At 69.2% G+C, this 12,319-nt stretch carries 11 protein-coding genes; 6 read left to right on the forward strand and 5 right to left on the reverse strand.

Annotated elements, in window-relative coordinates; all coding sequences use genetic code 11:
- Nucleotides 1–142: 142 nt before the first annotated feature.
- From ABD256_RS21700 to rpmH, 5 genes are read right to left on the reverse strand one after another with little or no spacing between them, the layout of a single operon-like run.
- Nucleotides 143–691 carry a Jag family protein gene (locus ABD256_RS21700; protein ID WP_344421645.1) on the reverse strand — a complete coding sequence of 183 codons (549 nt, stop codon included), beginning with the start codon at nucleotides 689–691 and terminating at the stop codon, nucleotides 143–145.
- A gap of 30 nt (nucleotides 692–721) precedes the next feature.
- On the reverse strand, nucleotides 722–1,897 hold the full coding sequence (yidC, locus tag ABD256_RS21705; protein WP_344421648.1) for a membrane protein insertase YidC: 1,176 nt from the start codon (nucleotides 1,895–1,897) through the stop codon (nucleotides 722–724).
- Nucleotides 1,898–1,901: 4 nt separating this feature from the next.
- Complete coding sequence (yidD, locus tag ABD256_RS21710) at nucleotides 1,902–2,219, reverse strand: membrane protein insertion efficiency factor YidD (RefSeq protein ID WP_344421651.1); 318 nt, start codon at nucleotides 2,217–2,219, stop codon at nucleotides 1,902–1,904.
- Entirely contained in the window at nucleotides 2,216–2,647 is a 432-nt protein-coding gene (gene rnpA, locus ABD256_RS21715; protein ID WP_344421654.1) for a ribonuclease P protein component, read from the reverse strand. The genes yidD and rnpA overlap by 4 nt, the downstream gene beginning before the upstream one ends.
- A 23-nt stretch (nucleotides 2,648–2,670) precedes the next feature.
- On the reverse strand, nucleotides 2,671–2,814 hold the full coding sequence (rpmH, locus tag ABD256_RS21720; RefSeq protein ID WP_215548666.1) for a 50S ribosomal protein L34: 144 nt from the start codon (nucleotides 2,812–2,814) through the stop codon (nucleotides 2,671–2,673).
- Between the two features lie 674 nt (nucleotides 2,815–3,488).
- Between rpmH and dnaA the strand changes: the two genes are divergently transcribed.
- From dnaA to gyrB, 6 genes are all read left to right on the forward strand, one after another.
- Complete coding sequence (dnaA, locus tag ABD256_RS21725; RefSeq protein ID WP_344421657.1) at nucleotides 3,489–5,132, forward strand: chromosomal replication initiator protein DnaA; 1,644 nt, start codon at nucleotides 3,489–3,491, stop codon at nucleotides 5,130–5,132.
- 891 nt (nucleotides 5,133–6,023) lie between these two features.
- Nucleotides 6,024–7,157, forward strand: coding sequence for a DNA polymerase III subunit beta (gene dnaN / locus ABD256_RS21730; protein ID WP_344421660.1), 1,134 nt, complete (start codon nucleotides 6,024–6,026; stop codon nucleotides 7,155–7,157).
- A gap of 58 nt (nucleotides 7,158–7,215) precedes the next feature.
- Entirely contained in the window at nucleotides 7,216–8,106 is an 891-nt protein-coding gene (gene gnd, locus ABD256_RS21735; RefSeq protein WP_344421663.1) for a phosphogluconate dehydrogenase (NAD(+)-dependent, decarboxylating), read from the forward strand.
- A gap of 19 nt (nucleotides 8,107–8,125) precedes the next feature.
- Nucleotides 8,126–9,283 (forward strand): DNA replication/repair protein RecF, encoded by a 1,158-nt coding sequence (gene recF, locus ABD256_RS21740; RefSeq protein WP_344421666.1) that lies wholly within the window; start codon nucleotides 8,126–8,128, stop codon nucleotides 9,281–9,283.
- A 202-nt stretch (nucleotides 9,284–9,485) separates the two neighbouring features.
- Nucleotides 9,486–10,139 (forward strand): DciA family protein, encoded by a 654-nt coding sequence (locus tag ABD256_RS21745; protein WP_344421669.1) that lies wholly within the window; start codon nucleotides 9,486–9,488, stop codon nucleotides 10,137–10,139.
- Between the two features lie 173 nt (nucleotides 10,140–10,312).
- The gene (gene gyrB, locus ABD256_RS21750; protein WP_344421673.1) at nucleotides 10,313–12,283 is read left to right on the forward strand and encodes a DNA topoisomerase (ATP-hydrolyzing) subunit B; all 1,971 of its coding nucleotides are present in this window, start codon (nucleotides 10,313–10,315) and stop codon (nucleotides 12,281–12,283) included.
- Nucleotides 12,284–12,319 lie beyond the last annotated feature (36 nt).

Consider the following 12,319-nt stretch of genomic DNA (forward strand, 5'->3'; position numbering starts at 1 on the left):
AGATCGGCCCCGGGACGCCATGCGCGTTTCACGTGAAACCCGGGCGCGAGGGTGAGCCGGATCGAGTTTCACGTGAAACGCGGCGCACAAAAAAGCGCGGCCCACCGAATTCGGTGGGCCGCGCTCTTCGCACTTGCCTCGGCTACTCCGCGGGGAAGACGACCACGCGGCGCTTCGGGTCCTCGCCCTCGCTCTCGCTCTGGGCCCCGTCCACGGCGGCGACCGCGTCGTGCACGACCTTGCGCTCGAACGGGCTCATCGGCTGCAGGCGAACCCGTTCGCCGGAGGACACCACGGACTCGGCGGTCGACTTGCCGAGCTCGCGAAGCTCCTCGCGGCGGTCCGCGCGCCAGCCCGCGATGTCCAGCATCAGACGGCTCCGCGTCCCGGTCTCCTGCTGCACCGCGAGCCGGGTCAGCTCCTGCAGCGCCTCCAGCACCGTGCCGCGGGTCCCCACCAGCTTCTCGAGGTCCTCACCGCCGTCGATGCTCACGATCGCGCGGCCCGCCTCCACATCGAGGTCGATGTCGCCGTCGTAGTCCAACAGGTCCAGCAGGCGCTCGAGGTAGTCACCCGCGATGTCGCCCTCCTGGACGAGCACATCGTCGCCGGACTTCTTCTCGCCCTGCTCCTCGACCACGTCCGCCACCTTGTCCTGCTCGGTGTCGATCGCTTCGACCGTCTCCGACATTCTCTGGTCTCCTCTCAGGCCTCGGCGGCGTCAGCGACGCTTCCGGCCCTGCTTCTTCGTTGAGTCGGTGGTCAGGCCGGGAACACCCGTGCCGTTCTCGTTCGAGCTCTGCTGCTCCGAGTTCTTGTCGCCGGTCTTGCCCGGCGCACCGTTCTTCGTCGCGTCGGGCTTCGACGGGGTCTTCGGCTGGGCCTTCTGGCTCGACGGCTTCTGGCCGGGCTTCGGCTGGTTCCCCTTCTTCGGCTGCTCCGCGAAGTGGTGGGGCGAGCCTGCCTTGCCCTTGCCGCCGTTGGCGCCGGGCTTCTTCGGCTGCGCGGGCTTCTGGCCCACTGCGGGCTTCTGGGCGGGCTTCTGGCCGGGCTTCGGGCCGAGCGCGCTGCGCTTCTCGATGGCCTCCGCCTTCTTCGCTTCCTCTTCCTTGTCGATCCTGGTGTAGACGAGGCGCTGCTGCATCAGGGTCCAGCCGTTGTTGGCGAGCCAGTAGAAGAGCAGGCCGAGCGGGAAGAGCGCACCGAAGACGAGCACCCCGAGCGGGAAGACGTACATGGTGAGCTTGTTCATGATCGCGGTCTGGGGCGTCGCCGAAGCCGCGTTCTGCCGGGCCACCGAGTGGCGGGCGGTCAGGTGCGTGGCGATGGCCGCGACGATCATCAGCGGGATGGCGACCGGCGCGATCTCCCAGTGCCAGCCCGTGTCGCCGCTACCGCCGACGACGCTGACACCGTTGTGGATGGCCTGGCCGAGGTTGACGCCGAACAGCTTCGCGTTGACGTAGGAATCGACGTCGTGCTGGCCGAAGAAGTAGTTCTCGGTCTTCGGGCCGCCGCCCTCCGGCGGGTGGGTGAACGCGCGGAGCACCCAGTTCAGACCGATGAACACCGGGATCTGCAGGAGCATCGGCAGGCAGCTGCCGAGCGGGTTGACGCCGTGTTCGCGCTGGAGCTTCTGCATCTCCTGCGCCTGGCGCGCCTTGTCGTTGGCGTACTTCTTCTGGACCTTCTTCAGCTCCGGCGCGAAGTCCTGCATCTTCTTCATCGACCGGACCTGGTTCACGAACGGCTTGAACATGATGCCGCGGACCGTGAACGTCAGGAAGATGATGCCGAGGATCCACGAAATCGCCGTGGACTCCCCGAAGATGAACCCGAACAACTTGTGCCAGCACCACAAGATGAAGGACACCGTGTAGTAGATGAAGTCGAGCACTGAGCTACTCCTCGGTTGGTGAACCAGGTTTCTGGTGGCGCCAGCTGAACCGCTCGGGCACCGGGTCGCGGCCCGGCGGTGTCCACGGGCCACAGCGGAGCAACCGGCGCAGCGCCAGGTACGTGCCCTTGGCCGCGCCGTGCCGCGTCAGTGCTTCGACCGCGTACGCGCTGCAGCTCGGGTAGAACCGGCAAGCCGGTGGCAAGAAGGGGGAGATGGCCTTGCGGTAGAACCGGATGGGCAGCAACAGGACCCAGGCGATCGGGCCCGGCCGGGGCTCGCCCGGGGGCCGTTCGCTGGTGGCCGCCTGCTTTCCGTTCACACCGCTGATCCGTCTTGTTCGCTGGCACTGCTTCCGATGGCGGCGCCGGGGCGCCCGTGCTCCGGCGAGCTGCCGGGTGCCGGCAGCAGGCCCAACCGGCGCAACGCCGCATCGAGGTCCGCGGCGAGTTCGTGGCTCGACGCGGACGCGGCCGGCGGTAGCGCCCGCACTACCAACGCGCTACCCGCCGGAACCGTTCCGAGCCTGCCGGCGACGAGATGGCGCAGCCGCCTGCTCACCCGGTGGCGCACCACCGAGTTGCCGACGGCCTTGCTCACCACGAAACCCGCCCTGGTGCCCTCGTCGGGACCGGACGGGTTCGTGGTCAACGCATGGACGACGAGGCGACGACGCCCGGCGCGAGTGCCCCGCCGCATCACCAGACGGAAGTCCTCGCTGCGCCGCAGTCGTGCGGCGGCCGGAAGCATGCCGCGCCTCGCCGACGCCGGAATCAGGCGGAGAGCTTCTCGCGGCCCTTGCGGCGGCGGCCCGCGACGATGGCCCGGCCGGCGCGCGTGCGCATCCGCAGCCGGAACCCGTGGGTCCGCGCGCGTCGGCGGTTGTTCGGCTGGAAGGTGCGCTTACCCTTGCTCACGGCTCAACTTCTCCTGTGTGTCGGTGCGAACCCGGCAAGTGGCTGCTGCCGCGTTCAGGCGTGTCGTGCTCGCGCACGCCAGGTCTGTGGTGTCTCCTCCTCGTCACACGGACGAGGTACGGGAGCACACTTTCGTGCCGACGAACTCGGGCACGCGAAGGGCACCCGCTTCGAACGGGAGACCTTACGAGGGTACGCACCCGCTCGCCGGGCATCGGAACCGGCCCCCTCGAACACGGACCGCGACCAGCTCGATCGCCGGTCCCCGGCACGCCGGGGGATCGATTGGCGACACGCCGTCCGCCGTGGAATGCTTGCCCCGATGGGCGCCTTGTGGCAGCGCACGGGGCTTGTTACCGTGCCTCTTCCCGAGTCACCCGTCCGTGGTGCTCGGCACCGTCGCCGGAGGGTGTGGAGGCGGCCAAGTACCGCCGCCTGGCGTAGGTTGCACCCGCGGTAGGAGTGGCCGCGGGCCGCCGTAAATTAGTGCACAGTTGTGGACAACTATGTGGATACCCGCTGCGCGCGGTGACTGGGCATGGTGGTATGTCCGCTCGATGGAGTCGGTTTACGGTTCGGCGGAGTGAGGTCCACCGCCACCGGGAGTGCGGGCGGATCGGGCGAACAGACGTCGTGGCCCGCCGAGGAAGACCAGGGGGAGGGGAGCGGACCAGGTGTCGGAGCACCAGATCAATCTGGGTGTCGTGTGGGAGCAGGTCGTCAAGGAGCTCTCCAACGGCACGCTGTCGCCGCAGCAGCGCGCGTGGATGCGGGTGACGCGTCCCATCGGCCTGCTCGACGGCACCGCACTGCTCGCCGCCCCCAGCGACTTCGCCAAGGAAGCCATCGAGCGCGCGCTGCGCGAGCCGATCACCCACGCGCTGTCCCGCCGCCTCGGCAGGGCCGTGTCCCTCGCGGTGAAGGTCGACGCGTCCGAGCCCGGCCCGCCGCCGGGTCCCCCGCCGGTGTATCCCTCGTCACCCGCGAGGGTGGAAAACGGCGGCCGTCCCGCCACCGGTGAACCGCCGAAGATGCCGCCGATCGACGACGGCATGCTCCCGCCCGCGCGGCGTGCCCGTCCCCTCCAGCCCGCGCCGGAGCCCCCGCGCGACGAGCGCCCCCGGCACACCGCCGGGCCGGACAGCTCCGATCGTTCCGACGGCGCCGACGAAGAAGTGGACGAGGAAGGCGAAGCGCTCGCCGCCGCGCAGGACATCTGGCCGATGTTCTCCGGGCAGCCGATCGCGGGGCAGCCCTACACCGCGCCCGCGCAGCCGCAGACTTCGAAGACGCGCCTGAACGAGAAGTACAACTTCGACACGTTCGTCATCGGCGCCTCGAACCGGTTCGCGCACGCCGCCGCGTTCGCCGTCGCCGAAGCGCCGTCGCGCGCTTACAACCCGTTGTTCATCTGGGGCGAGTCGGGACTGGGCAAGACCCACCTCCTGCACGCGGTCGGGCACTACGCCCAGCGGCTCTTCCCCGGCATGCGCGTGCGGTACGTGTCGACCGAAGAGTTCACGAACGACTTCATCAACTCGCTGCGCGACGACCGCAAGGTCGCCTTCCAGCGCCGCTACCGCGACATCGACATCCTCCTCGTCGACGACATCCAGTTCCTGGAGGGCAAGGAAGGGACCCAGGAGGAGTTCTTCCACACCTTCAACACGCTGCACAACACGAACAAGCAGATCGTGGTGTCCTCCGACCGGCCGCCGAAGCGGCTGGAAACGCTGGAAGACCGGTTGCGCACGCGGTTCGAGTGGGGACTGATCACCGACATCCAGCCGCCCGAGCTCGAAACGCGCATCGCGATCCTCCGCAAGAAGGCGGGCCAGGACCGGCTCGCCGTGCCGGGTGAGGTGCTGGAGTTCATCGCGGCGCGCATCGCGGCGAACATCCGGGAGCTCGAAGGCGCGCTCATCCGCGTGACCGCGTTCGCCTCGCTGAACCAGCAGCCGGTCGACGTCGGGCTCGCCGAGATCGTGCTGCGCGACCTGATCCCCGATTCGCAGGCGCCGGAGATCAGCGCCTCGGTGATCATGGGCGCCACCGCGGACTTCTTCGACGTGACGCTCGACGAGCTGTGCGGGCCGGGCAAGACCAAGGCGCTCGCCACCGCGCGGCAGATCGCGATGTACCTCTGCCGCGAGCTGACCGACATGTCGCTGCCGAAGATCGGGCAGACCTTCGGCGGCCGCGACCACACCACGGTCATGCACGCGGACAAGAAGATCCGCAAGGAGATGGCCGAGCGCCGCCGGATCTACGACCAGGTGCAGGAACTGACGTCGCGGATCAAACAGCGCGCGCGGTAAGCACGTGTCTTCGCCTCGGGGCCGCCGGAACATCCGGCGGCCCCGTTTTCGTTCGCGCGTCTTTCCCGGCCTCAGACGCCGCTATCTGGAGGGGCGCCGTGCGGATCCACTTCGGACACCCGCGAGCGGCCTCGCCCGCGGTGGGCGAACGGCGGCAGGCGGACTCCTTGGCGCGCCGGGAAACCCGCGAGACGGCGTCTCGACCTTCGCTCACGGCAACGAAAACCGCCTCGCGCGCTTACGCGCAGCAGCCACGCGCGACGCGGGCGAGACGCGCGAAGGGCGCGAAGCGCTTGTAAACCAAGGAAATTCGCGTGTGCCCGTCACTCAAGAGGGCGATCCACGTCACGCTCTCGCCGCGTTCTTCCGCACCTGTGCCCCGGTACAACCTGGGCACAGGTCGACCCACAACTGGGGACAACTGTGGGGACAACTGTGGATGGGTGTGGACGGTTCGGGGGACGCCCGGAGTTCTCCACCGGTCGCCGAGTTTGTCCACGGGTTCACCGCCCTGGATGTCCACAGGACGCCGCACCGTCCAAGCTGCGACGACAAGGGATGTCCACACAATCCACAACGCTTATTACTGTTACTGCCCTTAGTTCTTGGAAGAAGAGTTCTTAAAGAAAAACAAGCGGGCTGTGGATCTGGGGACAGCTCGGACGACCGGGTCGTCTTGTCGACATGTCGATGGGCGGGCCCGGATGACGCGGGTGGCGGTCACGTTCTAACGTGGGTGGCCACACCAGGTCCGTTCGTCGTTGGCGACACCGGCACCCGGGCCACACCACACCGGCGAGTTCTCCGGCGCCTGCACTCCAGCGTGCGCGCCGGGGCCGTTTGCCGACCTTCACGAGCCGAGCAGCACTCGGCTGCCGAAAGGATGGGCACATGAAGATCCGCGTCGAGCGCGACGGGCTGGCCGACGCCGTCGCGTGGGTGGCTCGAAGCCTCCCGTCCAGGCCACCGGTCCCGGTGCTGGGCGGCGTGCTGCTCGATGCCGGGTCGGACGGCGCCACCGACGCGCTGACCGTGTCGGGGTTCGACTACGAGGTCTCCGCGACCGTGGGGGTCTCCGCGACGATCGCCGACGGCGGCCGCATGCTGGTGTCCGGCCGTCTGCTCGCGGACATCACCAAGTCGCTGCCCGCGCAGCCGGTCGAGATCTCCGTCGACGGCGCCCGCGCGTCCATCACCTGCGGCAGTGCCCGGTTCAGCCTGCCGACCATGCCGGTCGAGGACTACCCGCAGCTGCCGAGCCAGCCCGCGCACGCCGGCGAGCTGACCGGTGACGCGTTCGGCCAGGCGGTCACCCAGGTCGCCGTCGCCGCGGGCAAGGACGACACGCTCCCGATGCTCACCGGTATGCGGCTGGAGATCTCGGGCTCCTCGCTCACCCTCGTCGCCACCGACCGCTTCCGGCTCGCGATGCGCGAGTTCGAGTGGAAGCCCGCCGACGGGCTCGAGGACGCCGCCGTGCTCGTCCCGGCCCGCACGCTCGCCGAAGCGGCCAAGTCGCTCGGCGCGAGCGGCGCCACCGTCTCGCTCGCGCTGGCCAGTGGCGAGGGGCTGCTCGGCCTCTCCGGCTCCGGGCGCTCGACCACGACCCGGCTCCTCGACGCCGAGTTCCCGCCGTACCGCAGGCTCCTGCCCGACTCGCACACTTCGCGCGCGGTCATCGAGGTGTCCGCGCTCGCCGAGTCGATCAAGCGCGTGTCGCTGGTCGCCGAGCGCGGTACCCAGGTCCGGCTCGAGTTCGCCGACGGCACGCTCCGGCTCTCCGCCGGTGGCGACGACGAAGGCAGCGCCGAAGAAGAGCTGCAGGTGCAGTACGAGGGCGACCCGGTGACGATCGCCTTCAACCCCGGTTACCTCGTCGACGGGCTCGGCGCGCTGCACGCCGACCGCGCGGAGCTGACCTTCACCACCCCGAACCGTCCGGCGCTGTTGAAGCCCGCTGACGAGGAGGGCAACGCGGTGCCCGGGTACCTGTACCTGCTGATGCCGGTGCGCCTGCCCGGCTGACTCGGCCTCGCGCCACCACACGAACTCGCTTCGAAGCACGATCCGTAAGGGGAATTCCATGGTTCAGCTGGGACTCGTCGGCCTCGGCAAAATGGGTTTCAACATGCGCGAGCGGCTGCGCGCCGCCGGGCACGAGGTGGTCGGCTACGACCGCAACACCGAGGTCAGCGACTCCACCTCGCTCGAGGACATGGTCTCCAAGCTGAACGGCCCCCGCGTCGTCTGGGTGATGGTGCCCGCCGGTGACCCGACCAGGCAGACCGTCATCGAGCTCGGCGAGCTGCTCTCCGAAGGCGACGTCGTGATCGACGGCGGCAACTCGAAGTACACCGACGACAAGCTCAACTCGGACCTGCTCGCCGCGAAGAACATCGGCTACCTCGACGCGGGCGTGTCCGGTGGCGTGTGGGGCAAGGACAACGGTTACGGCCTGATGGTCGGCGGCACCGCGGCCGACGTCGAGCGCGCGATGCCGATCTTCGACGCGCTGCGCCCGGAGGGGCCGCGCGAAGAAGGGTTCTCGCACGCGGGCTCGGTCGGCTCAGGCCACTACGCGAAGATGATCCACAACGGCATCGAGTACGGCATGATGCAGGCCTTCGCCGAGGGCTTCGAGCTGATGGAAGCCTCGAAGATCGTCGAGAACGTGCCCGCCGTGATCAAGGGCTGGCAGCGGGGCACCGTCGTCCGCTCGTGGCTGCTCGACCTGCTGGTCCGCGCGCTCGACGAGGACCCGGAGCTGGACGACCTCGAAGGCTACGTCGAGGATTCCGGCGAAGGCAGGTGGACGCTGGAAGAGGCCATCAACAACGCGGTACCGGCGCCGGTCATCTCGGCCGCGCTGTTCGCCAGGTTCGCCTCGCGCCAGGAGCACTCCGCCGCGATGCGCGCCGTGGCCGCGCTCCGCAACCAGTTCGGCGGGCACGCGGTCAAGAAGGCCGGCGGCTAGGCAGCCGGGTACCGAGGGCGTGTATCTCCGCCATCTGCAGGTCACCGACTTCCGCTCGTGGGGGCACGCGGACCTGCCGCTGGAACCCGGTCCCACCGTGCTCGTCGGCCAGAACGGCCGGGGCAAGACCAACCTGCTCGAAGCGATCGGCTACCTCGCGACGCTCGGCTCGCACCGGGTCGCCACGGACGCGCCGCTGGTCAAGCACGGGTGCGAACGCGCGCTGGTGCGGGCCGCGGTGGTCAACGCCGATCGCGAGCTGACGGTCGAACTCGAGATCACCCCCGGCAAGGCGAACCGCGCGCGGGTGAACCGGGGCGCGGTCGGCAGGCCGCGCGACATCCTCGGGATCCTGCGCACCGTGCTGTTCTCCCCGGAGGACCTGGCGCTGGTGCGCGGCGACCCCGGCGAACGCCGCCGCTTCCTCGACGAACTGCTCGTGCTCCGCGCGCCGCGGTACGCGGGTGTCCGCGCCGACTACGAAAAGGTGCTCAAGCAGCGGAACGCCCTGCTCAAGACCGCGGGCAAGCGCAAGGGCACCGGCAAGGAGGACCCGTACGCGCTGTCCACGCTCGACGTGTGGGACAACCACCTCGCGACCGCGGGGGCGCAGCTCCTCGCGGCCCGGCTGGACCTGGTCGCGGACCTCGGGCCGCACGCGTCTGCCGCCTACGCGGGCGTCGCGCCGGACTCGCGTCCCGCCGAGATCGGCTACCGGTCGAGCCTCGGTGCCGCGCTGCCGGAGGGGTACGGCGTCGCGGGCGGTGAGCGCGCGGACATCGAGAAGCTGACCGAAGTCCTGCTCGAAGCGATGGGCGCGGCACGGCGGTCGGAGCTGGAACGCGGGATCAGCCTGGTCGGGCCGCATCGCGACGAGCTCGACCTGGTGCTCGGCGAGGCGCCGGCGAAGGGATACGCGAGCCACGGTGAGTCGTGGTCGTTCGCGCTCGCGCTGCGGTTAGGCTCCTACGAGCTCCTTCGCGCGGAAGCCGGTGAACCGGTGCTCCTGCTGGACGACGTGTTCGCCGAACTGGACCGCCGGAGAAGGGCGCGCCTCGCCGAGGTGGCGGCCGGCGCCGAACAGGTGCTGGTGACGGCCGCGGTGGACGAAGACGTGCCCGAAGAGCTCACCGGTGTCCGGTTCACCGTCGCCGAAGGTGAGGTCAACCGTGCCTGACGGTCACCCGCTGGACCCGAAACCGCCTGGTGACAGCGGCGAATCGGGCGCCGCAAGATCAAGTCGGGCACGCCGGGTGACCGGCGCCACATCATTTACCCACCGATCTGGGGACAACTCTGTGGATAGTGTGGATAACACCGTGAACGCGTTATCGCCCGGCGTGACCGAACGGCCAAATGGGGGGTCTCCTACCCCTCACGTGGGCGAACCCGCCCGAGGTACCCCGCGCACGGGCACTGAGCGTGATGTCACCGCTGGGCCGAACGGGACCGGCGCGCCCGGCACGGCCTCGGCTGGGGACAACTCTCCACAGGGCCAATCCCCACAGGGCCAGCCGCAGTCCGGCCGCGATCTCGCCCGCGCCGCGCTCCAGGCCGCGCGCGACAAGGCGAGCGCGCGGGGTGTCGGGCCCGGTGTCCGCAAGCCGCGGCAGGCCGGTGCCGGTGGCGCCACCCAGAACCCGCGCCGCCGCCGCTGGTCGGGGCCCGGTTCCGATCTCCGCGACCCGCAGCCGCTCGGCCGGATCGCCTCGCGCATCGCGGTCGACCGCGGCTGGAACACCCGGCTCGCGAACGGGCAGGTGTTCGGCCAGTGGGGCAGGCTCGTCGGCGAAGAGGTCGCCGAGCACGCGCAGCCGGTGGCGCTCAAGGACGGTGAACTGACCGTCCGCGCCAGTTCCACCGCGTGGGCGACCCAGCTCAGGTTGCTGCAGGGGCAGCTCATCGCGAAGATCGCGGCCGGGGTCGGCCACGGTGTCGTCAAGCGCATGCGCATCCACGGCCCGACCGCCCCCAGCTGGCGCAAGGGGCTGCGCCATGTGCCAGGACGGGGACCTCGCGACACCTACGGGTGAGTTCCCCCAGGCGCCCCGGCCTGACGCTCAGCTACAACCCGACCCATCCGGTGTCGATTTCGTTCGTCTGTGACGAAACCAGGGGTGTCCTTGCCGCATGTGAGCGAACGCGGCCAAGTAGGATGTAGGGGACCGAGGATTTCCCTTGGGCAAGACGAGGAGATATCAGGCCGGTGACAGCTAACTCGAACACCTACGGCGCATCGTCCATCACCGTGCTCAAGGGCCTTGAAGCGGTACGCAAGCGCCCCGGTATGTACATCGGTTCGACCGGCGAGCGCGGCCTCCACCATCTTATCTGGGAGGTCGTCGACAACGCGGTGGACGAGGCCATGGCGGGTTACGCCACCAAGGTCGAGGTCACCCTGCTCGCCGACGGCGGCGTCCGCGTCGTCGACGACGGCCGCGGCATCCCGGTCGACATGCACCCGGTGGAGAACAAGCCGACCCTCGAGGTCGTGCTCACCCAGCTGCACGCGGGCGGCAAGTTCGACGGCGAGTCCTACGCGGTGTCCGGCGGCCTGCACGGCGTCGGCGTCTCGGTGGTCAACGCGCTGTCCACGCGGCTCGACGTCGAGATCCACCTCGACGGCAAGATCTGGACGCAGACCTACGAGATGTCCGAGCCGGTCGCCCCGATCGCCGAGCAGGGCACCACCACGAAGACCGGCACCACGGTCACCTTCTGGGCCGACCCGACCATCTTCGAGACCACGACCTACAACGCCGAGACCGTCGCCAGGCGCCTGCAGGAAATGGCGTTCCTCAACAAGGGGCTCTCGATCACCCTTCGCGACGAGCGCGTCGCCGAAGAGGAGACGGAGGAGGACGCGGGCGGTCAGCAGGCGCGCGTGAAGGAGCGCGTCTACCACTACCCCGGCGGGCTCGAAGACTTCGTGCGGCACATCAACGGCAGCAAGGACCCGATCCACGCGAGCGTCATTTCCTTCGACGCCAAGGGAGACGGCCTCGAGGTCGAGGTCGCGATGCAGTGGAACAACTCGTTCACGCCCTCGGTCTACACCTTCGCCAACACGATCAACACGCACGAGGGCGGCACGCACGAAGAGGGCTTCCGCGCCGCGCTCACCCGCGTCGTCAACCTCTACGCCAAGGACAAGAAGCTCCTCAAGGAGAAGGACGACAACCTCTCCGGCGAGGACGTGCGCGAGGGGCTCGCCGCGATCGTCTCGATCAAGCTCGCCGAGCCGCAGTTCGAAGGCCAGACGAAGACCAAGCTGGGCAACAGCGAGGCGAAGACCTTCGTGCAGAGCAAGACCAACGAGTGGCTGGCCGACTGGTTCGAGCGCAATCCCAGCGAGGCCAAGACGGTCATCAACAAGGCGGTCTCCTCGGCGCAGGCGCGGATGGCCGCGCGGCGCGCGCGCGATCTGGTGCGCCGCAAGGGCGCGCTCGACATCGGCGGCCTGCCGGGCAAGCTGAAGGACTGCCGCTCGACGAACCCCGAGGAGTGCGAGCTCTACATCGTCGAGGGTGACTCCGCGGGCGGGTCGGCCAAGGAGGGCCGGGACTCGATGTTCCAGGCGATCCTGCCGATCCGCGGCAAGATCATCAACGTGGAGAAGGCGCGCATCGACCGCGTGCTCAAGAACACCGAGGTCCAGTCGCTGATCACCGCGCTCGGCACCGGTATCCACGACGACTTCGACGTCAGCAAGATCCGGTACCACAAGATCGTGCTGATGGCCGACGCCGACGTCGACGGCCAGCACATCACCACGCTGCTGCTGACCCTGCTGTTCCGCTTCATGCGGCCGCTGATCGAGCACGGGCACGTGTTCCTCTCGCGCCCGCCGCTGTACAAGATCAAGTGGCCGCGGTCCGAGCCCGAGTACGCCTACTCCGACCGCGAGCGCGACGCGCTGATCCAGGCCGGCGTGGAGTCCGGCCGGAAGCTGCCGAAGGACGACGCGATCCAGCGGTACAAGGGTCTCGGCGAGATGAACTCCGACGAGCTGTGGGAAACCACGATGGACCCGGCGAACCGGCTGCTCGGCCAGGTCACCCTCGACGACGCCGCCACCGCGGACGAGCTGTTCTCCGTGCTGATGGGCGAGGACGTGGAGGCGCGCCGCTCGTTCATCACCCGCAACGCCAAGGACGTTCGGTTCCTGGACGTGTAGTCACCCCCGGCCACTTCTGTCCACATCGGACTGTCC

This window comes from Amycolatopsis minnesotensis (assembly GCF_039529815.1).
Taxonomy (GTDB): Bacteria; Actinomycetota; Actinomycetes; order Mycobacteriales; family Pseudonocardiaceae; genus Amycolatopsis; species Amycolatopsis minnesotensis.

Excerpts from the sequence above, each read along its gene's own strand:
- ABD256_RS21700 (WP_344421645.1), bottom strand. The coding sequence starts at position 691 with ATGTCGGAGACGGTCGAAGCGATCGACACCGAGCAGGACAAGGTGGCG.
- rnpA (WP_344421654.1), bottom strand. The coding sequence starts at position 2,647 with ATGCTTCCGGCCGCCGCACGACTGCGGCGCAGCGAGGACTTCCGTCTG.
- dnaN (WP_344421660.1), top strand. The coding sequence starts at position 6,024 with ATGAAGATCCGCGTCGAGCGCGACGGGCTGGCCGACGCCGTCGCGTGG.
- gnd (WP_344421663.1), top strand. The coding sequence starts at position 7,216 with ATGGTTCAGCTGGGACTCGTCGGCCTCGGCAAAATGGGTTTCAACATG.